Raw genomic sequence first — 25,181 nt, 5'->3', positions numbered from 1 at the left:
CACTACCGGTTATTTTACTCATAGCAAAGTACGCACTAGTAAAGTCCTGGAGCGATATCTTGTCTGACAAATACCCAACTTTTCGATTTATCCTTTTCAGGCTACAGCGTGTTAGCGGGCAATCCTATTCCGGTAACGTGAGCGTATACTGGCTGCCAGACGGCGCTGGCTCACCGGGGGCGGGGACCGGTTTTTTCTCGAAGACGGTATTGGCGGCCGAGTTCATCTTTTTTAACCCGGCGATCAGCGTATAGTACGTACCCGTGCCGAGCGAAACAGGCTTTTCGGCGTTCTGAACCGTACAATCCTGGATAATTGTACCCAGAATCAGGGGCACACCGTTGTCCTTGAAGTAAGTAGCAGGATTCGTGCCGGCAGATGTTTTCCGGAAGAACGTCATATACGCATTGAACGACGGGTAATAATTGTCCTCAACAATTACCAGTTGATTCGGAATTTGCTGCCGGAGCGTATTATTCTTCATCCGCAGACCAATGCAGGCGGTTCCCCAGGTTTCCGCAATCCGGTCCTGAATCACCTGTAAACCCATGGAGCAGCCCTGGTATTGATCGGAAACCGAAGACCCTTCATTCCCGACCAGACTGACGTCATACACGGGCGTAAACTGGAAGGTTTTACCGTGGTTGCGAATGTTTTGGGTAGGCTGTAAATCAATAGCTCCCGAATTGATCAGTGTATTCTTCACCAGATCGACCCGGGAAAGGGCCGTTTTGTATAGGGTAATGCCCCGCTGCTGGTTTTCAAATCGGTTGTTGTAATAGACAACATCCTGTAAACCAAAGCAGAAAGTAGCGTAAACGCTGGTCTGATCCGGCATAATATCCCAGGCCGTTGCCAGGCTTAGGGTGGTACCGGTTACCGCCGTGATTTTGCGCACCTGTCCCATGCCTTTGCCCCGTATAATGGATACGTAAGGTCTGTTTTCGATGGCTCCGAAGTGCTGATCGGCATCCGTCAGGGTTGTGGCGGTTGCACTGGTCACATTGCCTTTGTGGAGAAAAGGCGGCTTTGGCCCTCCGCCTTCACTAATAATACTTTCTCCATCGTTGTTCCGCACTTTGGTCCGGTGACCGTTGGGATCACGACCGGCAATGCGGGCATTGGCTCCATTCGCCACCAGAAACTGATTACCAGCCACCAGCGAATTCGACATAAATTCGTTGGTGATGATATGCACCGTCGTGGGCGGATTTTCGCTGACAGGAATGCCGTTATTCCGGATGAATTTATTATCCTCAATAAAACACCGGTCGGCGTTCACAAATTGCACGGCCTGCGCCAGCGAAAATTCCGACTCCTGAACAGTGGCATACCGACAACCGCTGACCCGTAAAGGCCCGCCCAAACCGGCTTTAGTCTCTGTCGCCTTTAGGTTCTGAATAACAACGTTATTGCTTCCCCGAATGAAAATTCTGTCACCAACGCCGACGTTCCAGCGGACATTCTTCAAAAAAAGTACGTCGTTATTAAAGATTGCAGCCGCTGACTTTTCGGCGGCATCTCCCCCCTCACTTTTGTTAACCAGCCGAATATTAGCCAGTCCGATGGTACGGTCGGATGCCTGACTGAACAAAAACCGGCTTTTAAAGCCCGCGTATTCAAGCGTGGTTTGGTCCTGTCCCGCTCCTTCCAGAATCACATTGGATTTTAGGGTAAGGCCGGTTCCGGTCGTGCCGGTACACTGATAGGTTCCTTTAGGTATTTTCACCACCCCGCCCCCATCGGCACTGGCCTGATCAATGGCCGCCTGAATCGCGTCCCGGTAGTTGGTTGTGGCATCCCCGGGCTTCATATGGGCCGCGAGCCGATTGTCGCGGGTCAGGTCGTAGACGTTGTTGACAATTGCCGCCGTGAAGCTGGCGTGGAAAGCAACTCTCAACTGGTAATAATCCGTGGCCGGGGCAATGGCCGTTAGCATGTCCTTAACCTGCGCTTCGCCGAATCCGTTGCTGACAAAAACCGTATACTTCTTTCCGGCTACCAGTTCCCGGGGTGCCTTAAATCTGAGCTTGAAACCGTAGCTTCCTTTCGGCTCGTAGGTTCCGTAGCTGACCGCGCCACTCCCCTGCTGAACAAACCGGATGGTGGGCGTTTGACCGGGCATAACCAGATCACGGCCTTTCACGACCATATCGGCCCCGCTATACACCTGAGGTGAATTAAAGCAATCGGCCACCGGATGGTTTATTAAAGCCGCCTTCGAACGGAGATTGCCGGTTTTTACAAAAATCTCGTACTGTCCAGGCGGCAGGTCGGGCGGGATACGGGTCTGGAAAATGCCGTTGCCCTGCTGAAGCGGCCGCAGCAGGAGGTAGTTCTTTCTGTTATTTATCCGTAAACCCACCTCTGCATCGGCGGGAAAATGGCCTTGCAGGGCGATGTAATCTCCGGGTACGGCCGACTCGGTATGGTGGAAAATAAACAGCGAGTTCGAAATTGTCAGCCCGGCAAAGGAAGCGCTGCCGGATTCTACGGCGGTCGGTCTATTCTGCCCCTGGTTTTTCCCGGCAACGGACCACAGGTTGGCGCGGTTAGCGATTCCGGTAGCCTTCAGCAAGGGGTTCTGCGCTTCTATTCCTGCCAGACTGCCCAGCAAAATCAGGAGTATTATCCAGTTATTTTTCATCCTATTGTCTTTAGCTACCCGGTACACCAATGATTTTGTAGAGTAGCTATACGGTTTGTTACGGTCTTTTTTAACTACTACAACTCGCTTTAGCGGTTCTGGTTTAATCTGCGTCTATTATCAGACAAGTCTCATGCTTTTACCAAGCAGGAATTAAAGGTATGCAATGCCGCGAATTCGAGCCAGGCCGTCTGACAGGCTGAATGAAAAAAGCCCGACGGGACCGCCGGGCTTTTTTAACTTTTTCGTAATGATCGCCAGCAAGGGCTTTTCAGGGCGCTTTCACCAGTTTATACCGTTTAGCGCTCGGGCCGGTTCCTACCTGTAACACATAAACGCCGTCGGCCAGACTGCGATCCAGGCTGACCCGCTGCTCGGTTTCTCCATCGGTTCCCTGCCACACCAGACACCCCAGCACATCATATAGCCGCACCGATTGAACGGTATTTTGGGGTCCTGTTGACCGGAACGTGAACGAATCGCGAAACGGATTGGGAAATACCCGTAAGGCACCTGCTTCCGGATCAGCGGCAGCCGCCAGCCGAGCCGCTGGAGTGGAGTTAACAAATTGAAAACCCAGGCTCAGGGGAATACCCACCGATCCCGTTCCGTTCGGATCGGAGTAGGGCGTAGCCGTTAGCTGATAACTCCCCACGGCGGGTTTCCAGGTTCGGTAATTACCGTTGCCGTCATCTTTAAACAACGCATACGGAGCGGCATTTTCGAGTTGGGTACGCGTCTGGGTTCCACTCAACTGCATCACGACCGAACCCACCGTTGCCGGACTGGTATTTGCCCGGATGTTGAAAACGTGGCCGGACAGTTTGGCCAGATCCAGTTCCTGACCCTCGGTAAGTTCCAGAATGGTTTGATCGGTAATCGCGTCAACGAGACTGAAACCCAGCACCTGCGGCTGATCCACGACTGTAAAATTGATGGAGAGCGGGGTTCCGGACGGACCATTTCCATCCGGGAAGGTGTGGGCTATAGCAAACAGAGCGTAGTTGCCCACGGCGGGCGTCCAGCGGTCATAGACGCCCATGTCGTCACTCAGCACCGAATAAGGGGGTACCATCTCGGTCCGGATCCGGTTCAGGGGGCCGCGCAATACGACAACGACCGAACCGACGGTGGTGATGGTGGTGTTAACCCGGATGTTCAGATGCCGGGTGGGCAGCGCGTTCAGGTTCAGCACCTCCCCGTTGGTCAGTTGCTTGATCTCCTGGTTAGTTTCCGCGTTGATTAAGCTGAAACTAGTTACTGCCAGTGGAATGGTCGTCTTCGTTATTTTGCGAATGCGTTGGTTATTTACATCGGCCACCAGGAGATTACCCTGCGCATCGATCTCTATCCCCCGAGGATCGAAGAATACTCCTTCGGTGGCGGGTCCGCCGTCGCCCCCAAAGCCGGAATGCCCCGTACCGGCAAACGTGCTGATGATCCCGTTCGGATCTACTTTCCGGACGACGTAATTTCCCCGGTCAACCATAAAGAGATTGCCCTCCGGATCAACCACTATACCCCCCGGCGAACTCAGGGTGGCACTGGTCGCCGGTCCACCATCGCCAGTATAGCCACGAGTACCACTTCCGGCCACCGTCGTAATAATACCGTTTGTATCGATTTTCCGGATGCGGTTATTCCCTGCATCGGCAATAAAAATATTTCCCTGCGCATCCACCGCCAGCCCGGCAGGAGAGTTTAAGGTGGCACTGGTCGCCGGACCGCCGTCACCACCATATCCGCCCCCGTTACCGCCTTGTCCGCCCGTATACTGACCGGCTACGGTAGTGATGATGCCATTCGCATCGATCTTACGCACGAGGCTGCCCCTGCTGCGGTTTGATTCAGTAATAAATATATTTCCCTGTGCATCCACCGCGATGGCACTAGGGTTTATGTAGGCACTGGTGGCGGGTCCGCCGTCGCCATCTTTTGTTTCGAAATTGCCTGGCCCTCCGCCCGCTATGGTAGAAATGATGCCATCGGGGGTTACTTTGCGAATGCGGTCATTACCCGAATCGATAATCAAAATATTCCCCTGTTGATCAATGGCCAGGTCGAGTGGTCCACTTATGGCGGCACTGGTAGCGGGTCCGCCATCGCCACTAAAGGCTCGTCTTCCGTTTCCGGCCACGGTGGTGATAATACCGTTGGAGTCTACTTTACGAACGCGGCTGCTGCCCGCATCCGCAATATATATATTCCCCTGCTGATCGACGGCGACGGATTGCGGATTAAACAGACTGGTATGGAGGGCGCTAACGTTGTCACCGCTGTACTCATCCTTACCGTTCCCGGCTACGGTGGTAATGGTTTGGGCCATTACGTGAGCAGTTACTAATCCGAAGGCCAGACTAAGCCAAGTGGTTAAAATACCGATAAACGGAATTCGAAAATAGCGTATAGGAGAAGTCATACACAGGTAGAGTTTTAGGTTGAAAATCAAGTTTAGTACTGGTTGCCTTATAAAAAGTTGCCCTTTTTCCGCTAAACCGCCGTTAGCTCGCTCATACGGTTAGAGACGGTACTTCTACCTCATTGTCTAGTTACAACAGGTGCCCTTCCATTAAAACGGCTTCCTGTGGCAACGCGCCCCTCCTATAACTTATCAAAGATCAAATTAAATTATAATAAGTATAGAAGAAAGCCTTTACGCTAAGATTATTGAAGTAAAAAAACGGATCAATTTGGAAGCTCGCCCTGAACTTTCCGACTGAGTATCAAGCCCGTTTTACTATAATGGTCCGCTGTTTCATAAGCTCGATTTGCGTACCAGCATAGATAAATCATTACAATACTGGCGATCCCCGCAAAGATAAAATAGGTATAAATACCCGATTATGGTATGGTATTTGTACGATACATATTTTCACACCTTTCACCATCGTAACGCAAGTGTCATTCGAAATTACCACCCAGGAGCAGTATTACAGCGCCAAACAGCGATTTAGCGAACTCGAAAAATGGATCGAGAAAATGGAAAATTTTTCCAAGTGGGGCGCACATCAGCAGGAAGCGATTGCCGAGTACAGTGATCTTAATACGGCATTAGCCCTGTATGAAGGAGATCAGTTCAAGAAGAATATGATCTGGTTCTAATGGAAGGGCCGCTAAGAAAAGGTAACTTTTCTGGAGTTAATATCTACTGGTAACTTGATCTGAATTAAGGCAAAGGCCGATCTTCCGGCCAACGGGAATTACGACGCCTGCCCCGTCGTTTGAACGGCACAAGGAAAAGAAGAACGGATCTCCAAAAACGTTGTGCATCTAATTCGAACACCGCTTCCCCAGTACCAGCTTCACCGGAAACGATCTTATCTAGTTTTATAAAAAACGAAACCCGGCCTAATAGGCCGGGTCGTAAGATCTTTTCTCTGTCCTTTCGTCTACACGTATGCAGACTTACCAATGATTAAGCAAATAGAATGCCAAAGTTACCGTACATTCATAACCAGTGACAAGTATCATCCCCTATTAGGCCGTATTCAATCCTGCAAGCCCATGCAGCGGTCACTTTTCATCCGGACATTTTTCAATCGAGGCAGAAACAAGGTCTTACTGAGTTGCCTTAGATAATATGCTCCTCTTTTCTCGTTGTTACCTTTTATCCGACCTCTACTTTTCTGGTATGCTTCCGCGGCCTTCCAGTTATACACATGTGCTCAATCCTTGTGGACAAATAGGGTTATTTGAGAAATTATTAAGCTATTTTTCTTTACCAACCACATACTCACAAAATAGCGTTGAAACAGAAGATTTTTTAGGTTTTTAAAGCTTTTCGACAGATCACCAATCAAGCTTTGGGTATCGGGTCTGTCCATATTAGCCTCTCCTCCTTATACACTTCGGCATACTATATTGTCTGATAAAAAGCAGGATTTGCAGTTTATGTAGCTTCGGGCATCTCAAACGTCTTTGGATTGGGTTGGGCACGATTATTGAATAATGAAAAGATAGTACTGTAAAAAGGTAATTTATACCCAAGTACGAAGATGATTACCCCCAGCCGTTAACGTATAATTTCTGATCCATGAGAAAATATAGCCTTTTGTTGGTAGCCCTTGCTTCTGCTTTTGCCTATTTGAGTCTATCTACTAGTGGTTTTGTAAGCATCCTTTGCGGTTTATTTACCTTTACGCTAGGGGTTTGCGCTGGGGTGACGCTCTCAAACGCTCAGGTAGATGCCGATTACAACCCTATTCGGAAAGAATCTGCCACCCAATCAACCCAATCAGCCAAACTAACGGAGTTGCCTGTTTAAGCATTTCGGCCAGGCATTTTTCATGCCACAGGCCAAAAATCCAAGTATTCGGTAAGCGGCCTCTGTGAAAGCCGGGCGGCTGACATTCGCATGAAAACCATATAATAAATAGACCTGAAAATTTTCGTTTTAACGCAAAACAGCCGGATTATTTAATCCGGCTGTTTTGCGTTAAAACGGCTCAGCATGATATGTGGATTTACCTGGTTTCAATCCCTGTTGAAGAGCGATGAAGGTCACGTCACCTCGGGCAGATTTCGTGAGCGGCAGATTGGCCTGAAATATTGGTAGGCTTTTCATGAATCCAGTATGAGTTTATACGTCTTTTCCAATGTAGAAAGCTGCTCTCTGATGGACGTTCCGTCAAAGGCTTCAATGGGTAGCCTGGTAACTTCGCCTTCGCTGCTGGCAAGTCGGGCCGATTTCACCGGAAAGCCGTTGGCGACAAATGTATTCAGGACCTCTAGCTGCTGCTCAAATTCATTTGCATAAATAGAAAATGTCCGCAGGTCACCGGTTGGGGTAAAGAAGGTTATATGAAGTAGCATGGCTTTCAAAAAGGTGTTGATAGATAGCTGCAATGCTAACGGCTCCGCATTAAGCCCCGCTTAAACCCTTATTAAAGTCCGATGCAGTCAGGCCGTTTTCATTAACCTAGATTAGCCTGGCATTAAAAGAATCGTTAAATCCTATCCCCATCCTGCCTGATGCAGCCTTTATACCCTGACCCTTTCGTAAAACCATAAACGTTGATTACAATAGTTATTCACCGTTATGAATGCCCGGCCCAGATAGTGCTTTTAAATTATAAACGCGTTAGTTGTAAATTATATGAACCGGTTTTGCAACGTTATCAGCGTCGTTAGGGTCTTTCAGGAAACGAACCCCTCTGCTTTAAACTACACGCATTAGGCAGGCTTCAGGGCAGGCAGTTGGAAAACATAATAGACAGAATATACAATACGTCAGTAATGCCCGGCGGCTTTGCATCCGGGCATTTTTGTTGGCTGGCCTGAGTAGATCCGTGCGGGCTACGTTTGAAGCTGTCCACTAGACCGAACCCTGAAAAGAAGTAGAAGGAAACATGTTATCCAATTCAATGGTCATGGCTTTTTTGTCCTCTTCGGTTAGCTTGCCTCCGCGTAATGCAGAATAATAGGTTTGCCCCACGGCTTCGGCATACTTTCGATCATTCCCTTTTAATGCTTTTTCATACTCTTCGGAGAGTAACCGGAGTTTATCACAATTTAAAAGTCTTTGGCTGGTATACTGAAAGGCTAGATAAGCCATAGCCCCCAGAAGTGCCACAATCAGCATGGCTTGTGTCATGAGTAATTTCTTAACGTGTTAGACAGAGAAACGGTTTGTAACTATTTGGTAAGTAATCCACCAATAGAACTTGGAAGCAAAAATACCTATAGATGTCCTTTCTATTTATAAATAAGTAGTTTTTTGATTATACGTTAGGGGGCAACGTTGGCGCTACGGCCCATAACTGATTATTTTATTTAATCTGGGGGTAAAGAGTCCGGGCCGACCGTTGTGGCCTTGCTTTCGATTTTAATAAAAGCAATTGGCACGGTCAGATACCATCTTCCCTGTAAAACCGTTTGTAGTACCCTGTTTATCCGCTATAGTAAGCTTTGACAAAGCAATGCCCGGATTTGGGGTCCGGGCAAGTGCAAGCCGATAAGTCAGAGAAATGGATTCACTATTAAAACAAAGGCAAGTATCGTACCATCAAAAAGCCGCACCCGAAAGATCCCGAGGTTTTGGGTAGCTCCAACAGAACCAGCGGATGGGTAGCCAGGAAACATCACAAACCGTGTCATTACTTAAAATATTACTCAAAAGCCCTCTGAACGGCCCCAGTGTTGGTTAATACGGAATGGAGGGAAGAGAAGTCTCATAAACCTGACTGTTTCATTGCAAAAACAACTAGTAAAAATTTATCCAGCGGTAACGGGCTATATAGTTGATAGACAGCCTACATACATGAACGTATGTTAGATATAGAGTTTTTAAAACAGGCATTTTTATAGGCTTGAGCCCCAAATAAACAGGAGCACATACCAAATAATCACATTCTGACAAATAACCTCTATCTTCTAATCCTTAGGGTAACTACAATACGTATATTGGTAACAAATACTCAATTGCAACTGGTAAAACGTTTAACGGTAAGCTATGAAAGAAAAACCTCAACCCAGATGGCCCGCCCTCATTACACCGGAGTTAACCCACCTATCCTCTTGCGATAACTACACCTACCTTCATTATAAGGATGGTAGTAAAAAGCTCATGTCCCGCACTCTGAAGGACTGGCAGCAACGCCTGCCGCATTTCCTGCGCATCGGCAGACGATTTCTGGTTGCCCCTGATCATATTACCGGCTGGTCGGACGATTACACTACCGGTTACATCAACCACCAGCCCTTTAAGGTGTCAAGACGAGCCGCCGGGATGCTGCGTAAGGAAGGGCCTACCTCTACGCTGTATCGATTTAAAAATCAACGCCTATGAAAAACGAATACCCAGGGGAGTTAGCATCAACAGGAAGCCGCAGCAAATTTACCCCTACGGCTTTTAATTTATTCGAGGTTTGGCCCGTTCGGGGGTAAAACAATGGCATTACTGCAGCACTGTCGGTCAACCTGACGCGATCGTTAACCTGGCCCCGCCCTCTTAACAAAAATCCCCGCATGATATCATGCGGGGATTTTAAACCACCGTAACTTGTATTAATTATATCTAATATACGAATATTCTGCGATATAAAATTTAAGACCGTAGTATACCTGACAGCCGGTTCGATTCAGGAAAAGCTCAAAAATAATTGTTTTAGCACGATTCCAGTGGCTAGTACAGGAAAGTACTATACGTACTTATACGAGACACCAGGATTACAAAATGGATAACCGCCCAGTGAAGGCCTATTTATACTGGGCGGTTATGAACTAGTGTAAGTAAGTTGGGTGCTAGCGGAAGCTAGATTCATCCATAGCTGCCAGATCGCTGGCAATTGTCTTTTCATCATCCTCCGTCAATAAGCCTTGGCGTAGAGCAGAATAATATTCGCGCCCGACCATCTGCGCGTATTCTTTATCGGTCCCCTTTAGTGCCTTGCTGTATTCTTCGGCATACAAAAGGATTTTTCTGTCTCTATTTACCAGACTATCGCTAGAGTAACGATATACTATGTACATCACCGCCCCTACAATCCCCAGACTAAGGATAACGGGTATCATCACTATATTTAATAAATGAATTAAGACGGTTTGTTGGACGTAGCCAGTCCTATAGGGAAGTTTATCAAACCGCGGCCGCAACCTCCGAATTTTTAGCGATTCTTTATAGCCGCAAAATAAACAACAGATAATTCATAACATTAATTCATCACTTTATTAACAGGAATGACTTTTATTTATATTAAAACATTATCATATTTAAAAGTTTTTAAAAACACTATAAAAGTATGGATAAAGCTCCGGGCTGCGTTGGTAACCCGTTTTATCATATTTAAAACGTCCTGAGCCAAATGGCTGATTGGCGAAATCAGTGTTTCTTATCGAGACGGAAGAACGTTTGGTGATAGACACCAAATGCTCAGAAAACGAGGGGCATACGTTATGCAACTACATTCGCAAACGCGATAATTTATATGTAAAAAGAAAAAACAACGGTTTAATTCCTACTTTTACTTCTGTGCCCTCCGTTCATTTATATGTCAACAACATCATCATCCCGGCTCACATTCATTGTTGATGATAATGCCGATTATCATACCATGCTAAAGACTACTTTTGAAGAAGTACGTCCTAATACCAGAACGAAATTTTTCTTCAGCGGTCAGGCCCTTCTCGACCAACTAAGCGATCCGGCCAACCAGCATCCTGACCTGATTATTCTGGACTTGTTTATGCCGGAAATGGACGGTTTAACAACCCTGAATCATATCAGGCAAAATCTCAAGCTGACAAAGATTCCAACCATTATCATGAGTGTATCGGACTCGAAAAGCGATCTGCTAAACAGCTACCAGGCTGGTGCTAACTCCTTCATTAAAAAGCCATCACGCCTTGACGAGTTTATGAAATTTATAGACATTACCTGCCGCTTCTGGCTTGAGATTGCCCAGGTACCTTCCTTGCGCCGGGTTGCATTCTAGATTTCAGCTTGCCGCGTAAACAGCGGTTTAATGGCGTTAATTGCAGCGTATAAAAACGGTCTTTTACGGTTTCCCATACCGTTCCAAGTAACTAGCGGGCGATTCGATCCCAATATAACGAACAGCGAAACATAACCGCTAGCTCAAAGGCAATCGCTTTTTCGTCCTCTCTGGTTAACCGGCCTCCGCGTAAAGCGGAATAATACGCTTCCCCTACTGCCTCGGCATAATCTCGATCATTCCCTAGCAGGGCTTGTTCATAGGCATACGATAGTAACTGAAATTTGTCGCGCGTTAAAAGCTTTCGTCTGCAATGCCGATAAGCCCGGTAAGCCATAGCGCCTGAAAGAGCCACGATAAAAATGGCTTGTGTCATGAAGAATTCTTTATGTGTTAGACAGAGAAACGGTTTGTAACGACTTAGTAACTAAACTTTCTAAGATGGTTACAAACCGTAAAAGTACATTAATTACTTTTTAAGGTTCATAGTTCAAAAGATTTTAATTAGCCGTTACAGGTTAAGTTTGACAAGTTACTTTTTGAGGTACACTCTTTTGGCGGATAACGCTACCGGTTTCAAGATCGCTCCATCCTTTCCCTATTACCCTCCATCTTAACCAACAACCACGAAGCGCTGTGAAGTAACCTGAAAGTATCTACCCACATCGCTCATTTATATAGGAAATTTTATTTGTCAACCGCAGCGTACCTCTTTGTTAATCAGCTTACCCGCAAACTAGCCACCGATGGTAAAAGTGAATAACGGCAGCCCAGAAGCCTTGCAGACAGCTATTTTCTGCCCAAAAAACCAAATAATCACATTCTCTTAAACGACTAAATGTACTTAAGTATATTATCAGACATAATCCGTAACTTAGTATCAAATACTCAGGTATAAACTAGTAAAATAATTTATAAACACTAAGACTTATGAATAAATCCAGATGGGAATCGCTTATTACATCTGACTTAACCCACCTCTCTTCTGAGAGTAATTACACGTACCTTCATTACAAGGATGGCAGCAAAAAGCTCATGTCCCGCACCCTGAAGGACTGGCAGGAGCGTCTGCCGCATTTCCTGCGCATCGGCAGACGATTTTTGGTCGCCCCTGACCATATTACCGGCTGGTCGAATGATTTTACTACCGGTTACATTAATCACCAGCCCTTTAAGGTGTCAAGACGGGCTGCCGGGGTGCTGCGTAAAGAAGGCCCAACTTCTACCTTACATCGATTTGACAAGCAATGCCTATGAGAAACTAATACCTCTTTCAATCAACCACTCTTTGCACGTTGATAAGTGCCAACAAAAAAGCCGTAGCGTCAATTTCGCTACGGCTTTTTTTGTCCCAAGTTGAAAAGGTAACCTCCTTCGTTTTTCCCATGAACAGGAATATCCAAGTAATAAAGTAAGGATAAGTCGGCCTTCTTCTAGAAAGAAAGTTGACCGCAACGAACGACCATCAATAAAAATTTACAATTTTGCGCCAAACTATTTCAAAGTAATATTATCACCTAATAAAGTCACAATATCTACTATATGGGCCATAATCAAAGAAACTACCGAACTACCCACTTAATAAATTTAAAAAATACTCAGTAATAAAACTTAAGTAATTTAGTAGATTTGCGAATCTAAATGATTGCTCTAATGATTATACTCTCTGTCCTACTTGTATTTATTATTCCGTCTTTCACACTAATCCAGCTTCGAAACCGGGCGCTTAAGCATCTCGCCCGCACCCAGGCTGTTACCGACTTTCGAAAATGGGTGATGGAGCTGGATAGCGAACGTTTCTACCGCACCGGTGAGCCGGGGCTTCCGTACCTCGAACGGCTGCCACCTTATGAAACGATGTTAATGGAAGAACTGCCCCTAAAGCTGGATGCCTATTTCCACGACAGCGAAATACGCAAGCTGCTGGGGGTACCAAAAAAGAGCGAAAGCTTGTAAAAAACATGCTTAGCGCCGATCATCTTAAACGAAGCCAGAAGCGGCTTTCCAATGCACTTCAGGAATTAAAAGGCCATCAGAAATGGCGGAGTAAAAACGACGATGGATGCAGCGTATCGGCGCTGCATCCATCTTTAACAGCGCTGGTAATCATGGAAAGAAAGGCTGTTTTATACGCAGAACTCGCTCATTGCAGCGCGCTTTATGACAGGCTTAAGTCTCTTCAATTGGCCGCAGCCCGTGCGTATTACGCCATGCAGGACACCTACGTAAAACACATTTGTAAGGTTGGGTTTGACGCAGTTTGTTTAGAATCCTATCGGGTAGCGGGCATGCGGTACCACAACCGGATAGAAAAGCTAAGTCAGCTTTATGTCGGAATTGAAGCCTGGAAGAAGCAAATCAGAGAGTGTCTGGAAGAAATGACATTCGAGTAGAGCCCTGGCCCGGTTAGCTCGTTTAGAAATACCGGTATAAAGGATCAAATATCCCCTCCTTCCTTTCAGGAATTTAATATTCGTTGAATATCCTTATGAAGTTCGCGCATGGTTAACCCTACGGGTGTTCCGTCAAAAGCCTCTACGGGCAGGTTAATTCGGGAGTCGGCTTCATCCCTTATAAAGGCATAAATTAGTTTAGAGCCGGAACGGACCACCTCGTTTAATACGTCCATGTGAGATTCAAACTGTTCCGAATAGAAATAGCGGGTGATCGATTCTCCGGTAAGGGAAATAATAGCAAAATGAAGCCACATTCCGTTAAACCACGTAAGAAGTCTCTCCTAATGCATCGAGCTTCGTCACACTTTTATAATTAGTTAGATTACTCCATTTAAATAAGGTAATTAACGACCCTCAATAAGCCTGCCAGAAGGTATCAATGAGTATACGCTTTATTATTATTCAAGGCTCCCAGAGAGCGGGTCTTCTTTAATTCGGCTATGATTTTGTAGTTTTCCTATAAGGGCAGGGTCGGGTATTATCACTCGGTTTTTTATAAATGGACAGGGCGTGCTGATAACCAGCGTAGCAGAACTATGGCAGATGCCCCATCCTACTACCGATTGTCATACTGATACCGCACTCATACCGTAGTTAAAAGCTGCCATCAGGCACGATCCAGAAAATGAGCCTTGTCAAGTCTCCAAAAAACAAAACCCAGCCTAGGAGGCTGGGTTGTTTTTTTATCTCTGTCCTACGTGCAATGACTGCACATGACCATAACTGGTAAATGAATTTACAGGTTCCCAGATTCCAGTTTTTGGTAACAAAAAGTAATCAGTTCGTTGAACCGAACCGCAACAACGAAAATCGGCTCATGAGCCGGCTTTAAGGGGAAGTTAAACACTTTGGTCGGCGGAATGTTCTTAAGTGACTAATCCCTATTAAGCCATGATTACCCATATTTACCAATCAAAAAGCCAGCCGGATTGGTATCTGGTCCTCCCCCATGACCGGGAAAATAATTTCTCCCAGGTCCCTGCTGATGTGTTAGATGCCCTCGGTGAACTCGTAAAAATGGAGTCTGCCGATCTGGGTCCGGGTTCGTTAGGTATTGATCTGTTGCAGGCAAAAAACGATTTTGATAGATTGGGTTATCATGTGGCGAAAACCCGGAACATCGAGTAAGCATTTATGGGCGAAATCGTGATTCAACATTACTGGCACAGCGTTAAACAGGCTGATGAATACCGGCAGATGAACCGCACGGGGGCCTTTGCCTGGCCCGTTTGCCGGTTTCGGGGCAAGCTCTACACCATCTGCACGGATAGTCCGGAGAAACCCACCAGCCAGGATGATTTTACCCTGGTGGGTATCGGAACCGATGCCGACACCGTTGTTGGCCCAGAACTGTGGTGAACGCCCAAAACGTCCGTCAGGGTCGATGGCTCCTTCCTGGAATAAGGTAGTGGTCTGCCTGGCCTGGTGCAGACTAACCGGAATTGAAACGTGTCAACCGAAGTCGTGCCACCAAAGTCAAAGACAATATGAACACGCTAAAAACGGGATTGATCGGCCTAGAGCTTCTGATCCTGCTTTTATCAGGTTGCCAACAAAAGCCCCCTTTCCCTCAGGATGAAAATTGCTTTAAGGGCAAAATCCTTAAGAAAGTCCGGGACCGGGAGGGAGTAATTGCTTTTAATTCCATTGAAAATAAATATTCTATCAACACGCATGTTGCAGGCACGTATGACTCCCAGGACATAGGGTTTCTGTGTAATTTACCCGACTCCCTAAAGCAGAATGGGCGGTTGGTGCACTTTGATGGTCACTATTACAAGTATGACGAAGGGCGCACACCCAATGTGGCAGGAGCCACCTATTATTACCTGAAAATTACCAATCTCAAAAAGTAACCCTTACGAACCCTCGTGCTATGGCCCAGGCTTCTACGCGGACCAGCAGACTCAAACGTTTCAGGGCAGGTTGGGGTGTCGATCCATACTGATCAGTTCGTGACGCGAACCGTTTTGCTGTCATCCCGCAAGGCCAGACGATTTAACTGGGGCTGAATTACCAATATACCAATGGGAGAAAGCAGCAAACTCGCAAAAACGGGAGCTGCGGGGCCGGAATAACGCTGGTCCAATTGCTGGGTTTTTAAGTAGCGTGTAACAAAAAAAGCTCGGTAAAAAATCGGCAGCAGGGTCAGAAGCAGGAGCCGATCCGTTAATCCAGCCAGGGGCACCCTGTTAAGCGTTGCGAATGGAAAAAACGCCTGTAGCAAGGCCAGCAGATCAAAGGATTCAAGGAGCACGATTCCAAGCAGGCTTATTCGAAACAGCAGCAGTTCCCAGGCTTTGGCCTTCCGGGATCGGCTGTAGAGGTAGTGCCCAACTTCCCAAAACCAGATGACCAGCCCCGTCTGAATCCAGAAACTTCTCAGAAATTGAAGAGTTGCAATCATTTTTTTATCCTCAATGACCCAGAAGCCGACGGCGAAGGCCATCGCCGGAGCGTAGATCAGCAGGATGATGTGCCAGTGTTTGAGGTAAAAGAGTTTAGGCATAGGTTGGTAGATGAATTCGATGGAAAGCACGACTGAGCCACTATGAATAAAAAAGCTGATTTGTGGAAGCTACAGTGCTTAATGTATTCTGCGCATTTCTTTCACAGTATCTTATGGTCAGGCTGGCAGATTCTTTCATTTTGAAAATACACACTTTTTAAAAACCGCTCACTATCCCATGTAAAATAGTGAATACTAAATAGGATCAGCTCCCCCTATGATCACTTCCGTGGAAAACTCTGACAAATCTGCCGGGTTAAAAAGCACCTGTGGCCGACGATCAGAGTCTGAAAAGCCGGGGTGGCAATGCCTTACCGGAAGTAGGTCCAAAGCCGAGCCAGATACGACTCGGCAGCCGATGAGACAAAGATAACAAGCAGCAGCCGGTTATTCGGCGGTGGGGCTGGCTCATTGACAAACCCGGTGCCAGGATGTTCCGTTTCTTTTGAAAAGCAGGTAAATCTTTCTTCTGATGGAGTTCCTTACTTGACTTAGTAAGAAAGGGCGATCAAGTGGAAAGGAGTAAGCAAACTTGGGATTATCAATTAATTACACGCTCAATATCTTTTGATATTCCTTTTCCAACGCCTGAAGGTGCGAGCCAATGGGTGTCCCATCAAACGCTTCCACTGACAAGTGTGTGCAGCTTTTATCGCTACTAATTAGATAAGCAGAAAGCAGTTGGTTGCCATAGATAACGCAAGTAGTTAACATGACCATGTGATCCTCAAACGTCGGAGAATAAAACGAGTGAGTGCTTCTTTCACCTTCCGGAGAACACATAGTAAAATAAAGCCACATAACCCTGACAAGTAAGCACATACAGATACATAACGATCCGTTTGCAACCAGGAGCATGGACCAGACAAATAGTTAGCTAACGGTCGCATAAAACCCTGATTTTCAAACCTCTCGTTAGATGGGTTCAGGCTGACTATCGGCCTTACACTTTATTCTTTAATTCCGCTCGTACCGGGGAACATTTCCATCAACCCCATCCGCTCGGCGCTAGCCCCTGCGCACCTGTTTTGAAATAACATACTGCACCTTGCCGTCTTAACTCGGTATTTAAGCCCATTGGGTAAAAAGGGTATTTTTCCCCTCCAGCGAATGGGAACGAGTATAGTAGTTAGTCTATAAATTAATAGCCTAGATCAGAACCCTCTATTAAAAACTAAAAATTTAGTCAATTATCCTTTCCTGATTCTATCTATGAAACACATCTTTACGTTTTGGCTGCTTTTTGCGGCCTGCTTTTCGACGCACGCTCAGAAGCTCTTATACCCGCCAGATACCTTCACCAACCCAGGGTTCTATATGATCTCCATCCCATGGCAAGGATACGGCGAAGACAGACCCTTCCTGGTCACCATCACCGCCAGAGGCGCCGACGGCGGTGGAGCTGGCGGGGAATACGGCACCAAAGGCGGTAGTGGGTCTACGGTTCAGGCCACCTTTCGAGCGCTACCGGATCCCGAAGGTTTTCTCTACATCATTGTGGGGCAGGCCGGGCGGTCGGGAGGGGGGTACTACGGGGACAGTTTTGGCGGCGGCGGCGGCGGATCGGCCGTGAGCCTGCAGGGCTATAATGCTACCCGAGCTTTGTTGATAGCCGCCGGTGGCGGTGGTGGCGGTGCCCCTGAATGGGCCGGTGGCGGGGGGCAGGGCCTGGGACCGCCCTATAGGGGCGGTGGTGGTTCGCCTTATTTCGGTGGTGACTCAGGGGGTGGTGGTGGCGGAGGCCTCAATGGGCCCGGCGAAATAGGCGGCTATTATGAAGTGGGCGAAAGTGGTCAACCCTGGCGAGCCGGTGGGGGCGGTGGACAGGCCCATTTATTTGAGATCAGTCCCGGTGGATACAGCTACAGCAATGTAGCCGACGGGGGGGCAGGTTTCGGTGGCGGCGGCGGCAGCGGTTTAAATGGCCAATCTGGTGGCGGCGGTGGCGGTGGCTACGGGGGTGGCCGTGGCGGTGGGGGCGAAACCCCAGAATACAGCAACAGCCAGGGAGGCTACTCCTTCATTAACCCTGGGGGCACGATGACAACCGTCACTCCGGGTACCACGCGCGGCACTCAGTTCCAGAATGGCTCGGTGATCATCGCCTTTTATGAACTAGAGCCTACGGCACTCACGACTTATAATCTAATTGACGCAGACACTGACCAGGCCATTGGATCACTTGAGGATGGCCAGCAGATCAACTTGTCAAACCTACCCAGCCGGAAGCTCAATATTCGGGTTAATACCAATACGGCTCTCCCTGGTTCGGTGGTCTTTGAGCTCAGTGGTGCACAGTCGCGGACTCACATTGAGAATTCGGCTCCCTTCGCCTTATTTGAGGATAACAACGGGGACTTTAAGAACTGGACACCAGTACCGGGCGACTATACGCTGATTGCCACCCCCTACTCGGGTCCCAATGGCACGGGTACGGCCGGTGTACCCATTAAAACTAACTTTACCGTCGTGGATCAGCTTCTCATCGAAAGGTTGTGGTTGATGGACGCCGATCAGGATCGCTACATTGATGACATGCGCGACGGTGAAGTGATAGGACTCTACAGCTACTCCCCAAATTTTAACATTCAGGCTCTTACCAATTATTATTCGGGAGTCGGTTCAGTCGTCTTCCAGCTAGGTGGCACCCAGACGCTGACCCACATTGAAAATGAAGCACCTTTTGCCCTCTTTAAGGATGATGGTGGCGACTACCGCCCCTGGAAGCCCAAGCCTGGCTCCTATACGCTGACGGCTATCCCCTACTCGGGTCCCAACGGAACCGGTAAGGCGGGCGTTTCTAAAACCATCCACTTCCAGGTTATTTCACAAATGCCCCAAGCCCGGCTGGCTGCTGATGCCGAGACGGAATCGGGCTTGGTCCGGGTCTTCCCCAACCCGTTCACTGAGTCGTTTACGATTGAGTCAAAAGGAGCTCATTCCGGCCCGCAGACCGTGGAGTTGTATGATCTGCTGGGCCGCCGGGTATGGCAAGGCGTGACATCGGGCGACAAGCAGATGGTGCCCGTGGGCAGCCAGCTAGGCGCAGGTGCCTATATTTTACGGGTGGGCCAGGGTGCCAAGACTCAAAATATTAAGATGCTGAAAGTTCCCTAATGGCAAATCTCTAGATTTTGTTCGATCTCAGCAGTATCTAGCCAGCTTTGAATAACCTCGTAACATTATAGAACAGAACGTAAGCCAAACGCCCGGTGTAATCGTCGGGCGTTTGGCTTTTCTAGGCGCCTGGATCCCGTTGCCTAATTAGGGTGATTTTCCCGCCCCGTATATGCTAATAAATCAATAAAGTACTGAACAAAACCAGCAAAACAGGTAGTAAGCAATCTTTTTAGTTTTTCACCTTATCCTAGCTTTATTATGAAACACTTCTTTACGCTTTGGCTGCTTATGGTGGCCAGTTTTTCCGTGCACGCACAGGCAGTCACCACCATCGCCGGTGGTAGTTCCTGGGAAACCTACTTTAATGGCGATAATATACCGGCTACGGAGGCCCTCATTGACGACCCCTATAAAATTTTGTTCGACGCCCAGGGCAACATCTTGTTTTCTGACCGTAATCATTACCGCGTTCGCAAAATTGATTCAAATGGCATCATCACCACCGTTGCGGGCGCTGGGCCGGATGAAGTGGAAGAACAAACTCCCAATGGCGATGGCGTGCCAGCCACCCAAACCAATGTCTTTGCCCATGGTATTGCCTTAGACGCGCAGGGTAATCTTTACATTGTTGATTTCGACCGGGTGCGGAAAGTTGATCAGCAGGGCATCATCACTACCATCGCTGGCATTCGTGGTGTCGAAGGATTTAGTGGCGACGGCGGGCTTGCCACCAGTGCCGAACTGGATGATCCTAAAGATGTGGCCATCGATGCCCAAGGGAACATTTATATTTCGGATACGGACAATCGCCGCATTCGAAAAATTGCCCCTAATGGCATCATTACAACCATCGCCGGCACGGGCGGGGAAGGCTTCAATGGCGATGGCGGACCGGCTACCCAGGCCAGTTTATTTAGCCCCGGCTATCTGGAGCTCGACGCTCAGGGCAATTTGTATGTGTCCGACCTGAACCGCATTCGTAAGATCGACCGCCAGGGTATCATCACGACGGTAGTGGGTTCGGGCACAGAAGGTTTCAGTGGCGATGGCGGACCGGCTACCCAGGCCAATCTCCATTCACCACAGGGAATGAGCTTTGACCAGGAAGGAAATTTGTTTTTCTGTGATCGCTCAAACAAGCGCGTTCGGAAAGTGGATACCCAGGGCATTATTACGACCGTAGTGGGCACTGGACAGTTGAATGGCGCTTTCAATGGGGATGGGCGCGATCCGCTCAGCACTAATCTCTCCTTGCCGACTGATGTGGCCGTTGACGGGCAAGGTAACCTGTTGATTACCGATTTGTTGCACCACCGCATTCGTAAGGTCATCTCAACCGCTCAGCCCCTGGCCATCGGCAGTTTGTTTCTCATTGATGCCGACCAGGATACGGCCCTTCGCGATCTGGTTCCAGTTCGGAATTATCCCACCGAACTGGAATTTAACCTGATGGGCCTGCCGACCCGCAAACTCAACATCCAGGCGACCACCGACCCATCCAGCATTGGCTCGGTAGTGTTCAAATTGAGCGGTCAACAGACGCTGACACACATTGAGAATGCAGCTCCCTATGCACTCTTTAAGGATGACGGCGGTAACTTCCGGGGCTGGACCCCAGCTGTAGGTAGCTATACGCTGACGGCCACACCCTATTCCGGCCCTAATGGCACCGGCACGGCGGGCGATTCCGTAACCATAAGCTTCACAGTAGTCGACCACATCCGGGTAGATCATTTTGATTTAATCAATCCGATTACGAATCAAGCCGGCCTACGGATCAACGATGCCGAAAGAATTACCCTTGATCACTCCGGAGAAGCCTACAATATTCAGGCCGTGACCAGCCCAGCAACCGTTGGCTCGGTTATCTTTACGTTGAGTGGCCAGCAGACCCACTCCCAGCTTGAGAATGGCGCTCCTTACGCGTTGTTTGGTGACACCAACGGTGACTACAAGGACCGCCGGCGGGAAGTGGGCCACTACACGGTGACGGCCACCCCCTACTCGGGGCCCAACGGAACCGGCGCGGCCGGCATCTCGAAAACAGTTCATTTTGAGTTTTACTTTCGCCAAACTCCCTGGCGGCTATCGGCAGAGCAAGTGCCGGACGGCGTGGAGGTCTTCCCCAACCCGTTCACTGAGTCGTTTACGATTGAGTCAAAAGGAGCTCATTCCGGCCCGCAGACCGTGGAGTTGTATGATCTGCTGGGCCGCCGGGTATGGCAGGGCGTGACATCGGGCGACAAGCAGATGGTGCCCGTGGGCAGCCAGCTAGGCGCAGGTGCCTATATTTTACGAGTTGGTGAGGGGACCAGGACCCAACACATCAAGCTGCTAAAACAACCTTAAGGAAGAATCTTTTTGTTCAGGTCCGCTTCAGACGGCTTTCGGGTTGGAAAGCCGTCTGAAGCGGACCTGAACATTGGTATGATTAGATTGGCGCTGGCGGGCCTTTTTAAGCGCATTATACAATTCGGACTAGGCCGAATACCGGAACGGCGACCATTTCTGTTTTGAGCAGGACAATACGGCTTTTGTTTTTTACGAGAGGCCAGAGGTACGATGGAATGCGAAATAATCCGTAACACAGCGGATCATTCGTTTGCCGGGCCGCTGTGTTACGGATTAAAGCATCATACGGTCACAGTCGGTAGGTCACGTTGACTAAAAGCAAGGCTGTCGGCATTCAGCTATTGAAACCGTATAAGAGAAATATATAACCGTCACCAATCCATAAAATTTTTGTAACGTAGTTACCCAGGAAGGTTATCAATATCGTTCGTTTGATCTCGACCTGAAAAATCAGTGCTTTGATAAAGTATTCTTCAAACGGGTTCGATGAGTTTGCTGTGCGGGTCAAAAAAGATGCAGAAAAAATAAAATATTTCAGTAGGTACAACAAAAAAGCGCTGCAAGCTTTTGGCTTACAGCGCTTATGTGAATTTGACCGTGACCGATACGGGAATCGAACCCGTGTTTCAGCCGTGAAAGGGCCGCGTCCTAACCGCTAGACGAATCGGCCAAATTCAGCTTACTTTCGAGTGGCTTTCTGTGTTGGCCAACCTTTATCTGAAACCGTGGTGCAAAGATACAGACAAGATTGACACGTGCAAATCTTCTGATCAAAAAAGCGCTGCAAGCTTTTGGCTTACAGCGCTTTATGTGAATTTGACCGTGACCGATACGGGAATCGAACCCGTGTTTCAGCCGTGAAAGGGCCGCGTCCTAACCGCTAGACGAATCGGCCAAATTCAGCTTAATTTCGAGTGGCTTTCTGTGTTGGCCAACCCTTTGTCTGAAATCGTGGTGCAAAGGTACGGACAAGATTGACACGTGCAAATCTTCGATCAAAAAAAATTGAAATTTCTTTAAATAAACGGGTTTTGACGCTTTCAGATTACCTTTGGGAATTGCCTGATTCATTCCCTAATTTTTCTGCATGAAACGACTTTTTCTGGTTGGACTTTGTCTGCTAACAACCTTCATCAGCCTTTCACAGAGCACCTTACAACACCCGGACCAATTCCTGGGCTATACCGTCGGCAAGCGTTTTACTCCCCATCACCGCGTACTGGCCTACGCTGAAGCCGTCGCAAAAAATTTTTCGAACCGCGTTAAATTATTGCCTTACGGTACCACGTTCGAAGGCCGTCCACTGATGGCGGTGGTGGTAGCGTCCGAAAAAAACATGACCCGACTGGAAGAAATCCGGACCACGCACCTCCAGCAAATCGGTCTGGGCGCTGCTCCAACGGCAACTTCCTCATCGAACAATACCGCCCTGCCGCCCATTGCCTGGATGAGTTACAATGTTCACGGCAACGAAGCCATCAGTTCCGAAGCCTTCATGCTCGTGCTGCATGACCTGCTGGACCCCGCCAATTCGGTGTCCCAGAAAATTCTGGCCAATACCGTGGTCATCCTTGATCCCGATCTGAACCCCGACGGCCACGACCGCTACGTAAACTGGTACAACCAGATGAGCGGCACAAACCCCGACCCCAGCCCGCTCGCGCGTGAACACAGCGAACCGTGGCCAAGTGGCCGCTACACCCACTACCTGTTCGATCCAAACCGCGACTGGGCCTGGCAAACGCAGGAAATCACGCAGCAGCGCATGGCCCTCTATCAGCAGTGGATGCCGCACCTGCACGCCGACTTCCACGAAATGGGACCGGAAAGCCCGTATTATTTTGCACCATCGGCCAAACCGTACCACGAAGACATTACGCCCTGGCAGCGGGAATTTCAGCAGATTATCGGCCAGTATAGCTCCCGGTATTTTGATAAAAACGGCTGGCTGTATTTCACCCGCGAAAATTTCGATCTTTTTTACCCGAGCTACGGCGACACCTGGCCTACCTACAACGGAGCCATCGGCATGACCTTCGAACAGGGCGGTGGCGGACGCGCCGGTCTGGCTTACCAGAAAAGAGACGGCGATACGCTCACCCTCCGCGAACGCATCGACCACCACTATGCGGCCAGTTTTGCTACCCTCGAATCCGTGGCCGACCGCCCGGCGGACGTGGTGAAGAACTTCAACAGCTTTTTCCAGAAAGCCCAAAACAACCCGGTGGGCGAGTTCAAAAGCTACGTGATCAAAACCGCCAACGACGAAGGCCGGATCAAGGCCCTGCGGAAATTGCTCGACAACAACCTGATTCGCTACGGTGTGGCCGGAAAATCGCAGAAACTGACGGGCTTCAGTTACCAGTCACAGAAAAACGAAGCCGTCACGGTGGAAACCAACGATCTGGTCATCAGCGCCTACCAGCCCAAATCGACACTCCTGAAAATCCTGTTTGAACCCCAGTCGACGCTGGAGGATTCGGTGACCTACGACATTACGTCCTGGTGCATTCCGTATGCCTACGGCCTGAAAGCCTACGGGTTCAGGGAACGGCTTACCCCTACTCCCTACCCCACTGCGGCAGCCGCTTCACCCACCAGCCTGCCCGCCAATGGTCCAAAGCCGTATGCCTACCTCGTCCGCTGGCAATCGGCGCAGGATGTGCAGTTTCTGGCCGGTCTGCTGAAAAACAAAGTACGGGTTCGGGTGGCCGAACGAACGTTTAAACAGGACAATCAGAGTTTTGATCCCGGAACGCTCATTGTAACCCGCGCCGGCAACGAACGGCTGGGCGAGCGGTTTCACCAGATTGTGCAGCAGGAAGCCGCCAAACGCGGTATTCGGCTGATTCCGGCCACCACGGGTTTTGTTGCCGAAGGGGCCGACTTTGGCTCCGGCAGTGTTTTCTCGCTGAAAAATCCGCGGGTTGCCGTCATTGCCGGAGATGTTACCACCCCTACCTCGCTGGGCGAAGTCTGGCATTATTTTGATCAGGATCTCGATTATCCGGTGACCCTGCTCGATGGCAATGCGCTGCCCGGTAGCTCGCTGGCCGGCATTGATGTCCTGATTATGCCGCAGGGCTATAATTACGGAAAAATCATGAACGACCGGACACTAACCAAACTGAAAGACTGGGTTCAGGCTGGCGGCAAACTGATTGTAATGGAACGGGCTACGGGCTTTTTTGTGGACAAACCGGATTTTGGCCTGAAACGGAAAGAGGAAAAGCCGGAAGCCAAAAAGGAAAAAACGGACCGAAAAGCGGACACTGACGAAACCCTGCGCCAATACGGCGAACGCGAACGGGAAGCCATTTCCGAAGAAACACCGGGCAGCGTCTACCGCGTCGATCTCGACCGTACCCATCCCCTGGCATTTGGTTACCCCAACGGCTACAACGCCCTGGTTCAGAACGTGTATGATTACGATTTCCTGAAAGATGGCTGGAATGTCGGCTATCTGCGGAAAGACAACTACCTGGCCGGTTTTGTAGGCCGGAATGCCAAAGTAAAGCTCAACAACACCCTGCTGTACGGCGTACAGGATATGGGCAAAGGCAGTGTGGTTTACATCATGGACGATCCGCTGTTTCGGGGCTTTTGGTACAACGGCAAGCTCCTGTTTGGCAATGCGGTTTTTATGGTAGGTAACTAATCTGCCC

Annotated in this window: 19 protein-coding genes and 2 tRNA genes; 12 read left to right on the top strand and 9 right to left on the bottom strand. The window is 48.8% G+C overall.

Annotation, left to right across the window (positions count from 1 at the left end; translation table 11 throughout):
• Positions 1-124 precede the first annotated feature (124 nt).
• Entirely contained in the window at positions 125-2,647 is a 2,523-nt protein-coding gene (locus LX87_RS10025; RefSeq protein ID WP_111628062.1) for a glycosyl hydrolase family 28-related protein, read from the bottom strand.
• Positions 2,648-2,918: 271 nt separating this feature from the next.
• Entirely contained in the window at positions 2,919-5,066 is a 2,148-nt protein-coding gene (locus tag LX87_RS10020) for an NHL domain-containing protein (RefSeq protein WP_111628061.1), read from the bottom strand.
• A 479-nt stretch (positions 5,067-5,545) separates the two neighbouring features.
• On the opposite strand from LX87_RS10020, the gene LX87_RS10015 reads away from it, so the two are divergent.
• Entirely contained in the window at positions 5,546-5,749 is a 204-nt protein-coding gene (locus LX87_RS10015) for a hypothetical protein (protein ID WP_111628060.1), read from the top strand.
• 1,458 nt (positions 5,750-7,207) lie between these two features.
• On the opposite strand, the gene LX87_RS10010 is transcribed toward LX87_RS10015, so the two are convergent.
• Positions 7,208-7,459, bottom strand: coding sequence for a hypothetical protein (locus tag LX87_RS10010; protein ID WP_111628059.1), 252 nt, complete (start codon positions 7,457-7,459; stop codon positions 7,208-7,210).
• A gap of 502 nt (positions 7,460-7,961) precedes the next feature.
• Complete coding sequence (locus LX87_RS10005) at positions 7,962-8,240, bottom strand: hypothetical protein (RefSeq protein ID WP_111628058.1); 279 nt, start codon at positions 8,238-8,240, stop codon at positions 7,962-7,964.
• Positions 8,241-9,098: 858 nt separating this feature from the next.
• Between LX87_RS10005 and LX87_RS10000 the strand changes: the two genes are divergently transcribed.
• Positions 9,099-9,434, top strand: coding sequence for a LytTR family DNA-binding domain-containing protein (locus tag LX87_RS10000; RefSeq protein WP_111628057.1), 336 nt, complete (start codon positions 9,099-9,101; stop codon positions 9,432-9,434).
• 455 nt (positions 9,435-9,889) lie between these two features.
• Here LX87_RS10000 and LX87_RS28795 read toward each other — a convergent pair whose 3' ends face one another.
• Positions 9,890-10,057 (bottom strand): hypothetical protein, encoded by a 168-nt coding sequence (locus LX87_RS28795; protein WP_170139340.1) that lies wholly within the window; start codon positions 10,055-10,057, stop codon positions 9,890-9,892.
• Positions 10,058-10,635: 578 nt separating this feature from the next.
• On the opposite strand from LX87_RS28795, the gene LX87_RS09990 reads away from it, so the two are divergent.
• Positions 10,636-11,079 carry a response regulator gene (locus LX87_RS09990; protein ID WP_111628055.1) on the top strand — a complete coding sequence of 148 codons (444 nt, stop codon included), beginning with the start codon at positions 10,636-10,638 and terminating at the stop codon, positions 11,077-11,079.
• A 91-nt stretch (positions 11,080-11,170) separates the two neighbouring features.
• On the opposite strand, the gene LX87_RS09985 is transcribed toward LX87_RS09990, so the two are convergent.
• Positions 11,171-11,455, bottom strand: coding sequence for a hypothetical protein (locus tag LX87_RS09985; protein ID WP_111628054.1), 285 nt, complete (start codon positions 11,453-11,455; stop codon positions 11,171-11,173).
• 554 nt (positions 11,456-12,009) lie between these two features.
• Between LX87_RS09985 and LX87_RS09980 the strand changes: the two genes are divergently transcribed.
• From LX87_RS09980 to LX87_RS09950, 6 genes are all read left to right on the top strand, one after another.
• Complete coding sequence (locus LX87_RS09980) at positions 12,010-12,336, top strand: LytTR family DNA-binding domain-containing protein (RefSeq protein ID WP_111628053.1); 327 nt, start codon at positions 12,010-12,012, stop codon at positions 12,334-12,336.
• Between the two features lie 396 nt (positions 12,337-12,732).
• Complete coding sequence (locus LX87_RS09975; RefSeq protein ID WP_146624464.1) at positions 12,733-13,035, top strand: hypothetical protein; 303 nt, start codon at positions 12,733-12,735, stop codon at positions 13,033-13,035.
• A gap of 5 nt (positions 13,036-13,040) precedes the next feature.
• A complete protein-coding gene (locus LX87_RS09970; RefSeq protein ID WP_111628051.1) occupies positions 13,041-13,472 on the top strand; it encodes a hypothetical protein in 432 nt (143 codons plus the stop codon).
• A 954-nt stretch (positions 13,473-14,426) separates the two neighbouring features.
• Positions 14,427-14,663 carry a hypothetical protein gene (locus LX87_RS09960; RefSeq protein WP_111628049.1) on the top strand — a complete coding sequence of 79 codons (237 nt, stop codon included), beginning with the start codon at positions 14,427-14,429 and terminating at the stop codon, positions 14,661-14,663.
• 6 nt (positions 14,664-14,669) lie between these two features.
• Positions 14,670-14,894: a hypothetical protein gene (locus LX87_RS09955; RefSeq protein ID WP_111628048.1), complete on the top strand. Its 225-nt coding sequence runs from the start codon at positions 14,670-14,672 to the stop codon at positions 14,892-14,894.
• Between the two features lie 83 nt (positions 14,895-14,977).
• A complete protein-coding gene (locus tag LX87_RS09950; RefSeq protein WP_170139338.1) occupies positions 14,978-15,391 on the top strand; it encodes a hypothetical protein in 414 nt (137 codons plus the stop codon).
• Positions 15,392-15,483: 92 nt separating this feature from the next.
• Here the strand turns inward: LX87_RS09950 and LX87_RS09945 are convergent, their stop codons facing one another.
• Complete coding sequence (locus LX87_RS09945) at positions 15,484-16,044, bottom strand: hypothetical protein (RefSeq protein WP_111628046.1); 561 nt, start codon at positions 16,042-16,044, stop codon at positions 15,484-15,486.
• 2,040 nt (positions 16,045-18,084) lie between these two features.
• Between LX87_RS09945 and LX87_RS09935 the strand changes: the two genes are divergently transcribed.
• Together LX87_RS09935 and LX87_RS09930 are read left to right on the top strand one after the other, a co-directional pair.
• A complete protein-coding gene (locus LX87_RS09935) occupies positions 18,085-19,161 on the top strand; it encodes a T9SS type A sorting domain-containing protein (protein ID WP_111628045.1) in 1,077 nt (358 codons plus the stop codon).
• 261 nt (positions 19,162-19,422) lie between these two features.
• The gene (locus LX87_RS09930) at positions 19,423-21,513 is read left to right on the top strand and encodes an NHL domain-containing protein (RefSeq protein ID WP_111628044.1); all 2,091 of its coding nucleotides are present in this window, start codon (positions 19,423-19,425) and stop codon (positions 21,511-21,513) included.
• Between the two features lie 601 nt (positions 21,514-22,114).
• Here LX87_RS09930 and LX87_RS09920 read toward each other — a convergent pair.
• Both LX87_RS09920 and LX87_RS09915 read right to left on the bottom strand, forming a co-directional pair.
• Positions 22,115-22,186, bottom strand: a tRNA-Glu gene (locus tag LX87_RS09920).
• 153 nt (positions 22,187-22,339) lie between these two features.
• Positions 22,340-22,411: transfer RNA gene (locus LX87_RS09915), tRNA-Glu, on the bottom strand.
• A 192-nt stretch (positions 22,412-22,603) separates the two neighbouring features.
• Here LX87_RS09915 and LX87_RS09905 point away from each other — a divergent pair.
• Positions 22,604-25,174, top strand: a complete 2,571-nt coding sequence (locus LX87_RS09905) for a M14 family metallopeptidase (RefSeq protein WP_111628041.1) — start codon at positions 22,604-22,606, stop codon at positions 25,172-25,174.
• The last annotated feature ends 7 nt before the right edge of the window (positions 25,175-25,181 follow it).

It is taken from the genome of Larkinella arboricola (genome assembly GCF_003259745.1).
In the GTDB taxonomy this organism is placed as follows: Bacteria; Bacteroidota; Bacteroidia; order Cytophagales; family Spirosomataceae; genus Larkinella; species Larkinella arboricola.
The sequence above is the reverse complement of the archived record's forward strand: the minus strand, read 5'-3'. Positions and strand labels throughout refer to the sequence as shown.

Coding starts and splice junctions, on each gene's coding strand:
- LX87_RS10025 (WP_111628062.1), bottom strand. CDS start 2,647: ATGAAAAATAACTGGATAATACTCCTGATTTTGCTGGGCAGTCTGGCA.
- LX87_RS10020 (WP_111628061.1), bottom strand. CDS start 5,066: ATGACTTCTCCTATACGCTATTTTCGAATTCCGTTTATCGGTATTTTA.
- LX87_RS10010 (WP_111628059.1), bottom strand. CDS start 7,459: ATGCTACTTCATATAACCTTCTTTACCCCAACCGGTGACCTGCGGACA.
- LX87_RS10005 (WP_111628058.1), bottom strand. CDS start 8,240: ATGACACAAGCCATGCTGATTGTGGCACTTCTGGGGGCTATGGCTTAT.
- LX87_RS10000 (WP_111628057.1), top strand. CDS start 9,099: ATGAAAGAAAAACCTCAACCCAGATGGCCCGCCCTCATTACACCGGAG.
- LX87_RS09990 (WP_111628055.1), top strand. CDS start 10,636: ATGTCAACAACATCATCATCCCGGCTCACATTCATTGTTGATGATAAT.
- LX87_RS09985 (WP_111628054.1), bottom strand. CDS start 11,455: ATGACACAAGCCATTTTTATCGTGGCTCTTTCAGGCGCTATGGCTTAC.
- LX87_RS09980 (WP_111628053.1), top strand. CDS start 12,010: ATGAATAAATCCAGATGGGAATCGCTTATTACATCTGACTTAACCCAC.
- LX87_RS09975 (WP_146624464.1), top strand. CDS start 12,733: ATGATTATACTCTCTGTCCTACTTGTATTTATTATTCCGTCTTTCACA.
- LX87_RS09970 (WP_111628051.1), top strand. CDS start 13,041: ATGCTTAGCGCCGATCATCTTAAACGAAGCCAGAAGCGGCTTTCCAAT.
- LX87_RS09960 (WP_111628049.1), top strand. CDS start 14,427: ATGATTACCCATATTTACCAATCAAAAAGCCAGCCGGATTGGTATCTG.
- LX87_RS09955 (WP_111628048.1), top strand. CDS start 14,670: ATGGGCGAAATCGTGATTCAACATTACTGGCACAGCGTTAAACAGGCT.
- LX87_RS09945 (WP_111628046.1), bottom strand. CDS start 16,044: ATGCCTAAACTCTTTTACCTCAAACACTGGCACATCATCCTGCTGATC.
- LX87_RS09935 (WP_111628045.1), top strand. CDS start 18,085: ATGACAACCGTCACTCCGGGTACCACGCGCGGCACTCAGTTCCAGAAT.
- LX87_RS09930 (WP_111628044.1), top strand. CDS start 19,423: ATGAAACACTTCTTTACGCTTTGGCTGCTTATGGTGGCCAGTTTTTCC.
- LX87_RS09905 (WP_111628041.1), top strand. CDS start 22,604: ATGAAACGACTTTTTCTGGTTGGACTTTGTCTGCTAACAACCTTCATC.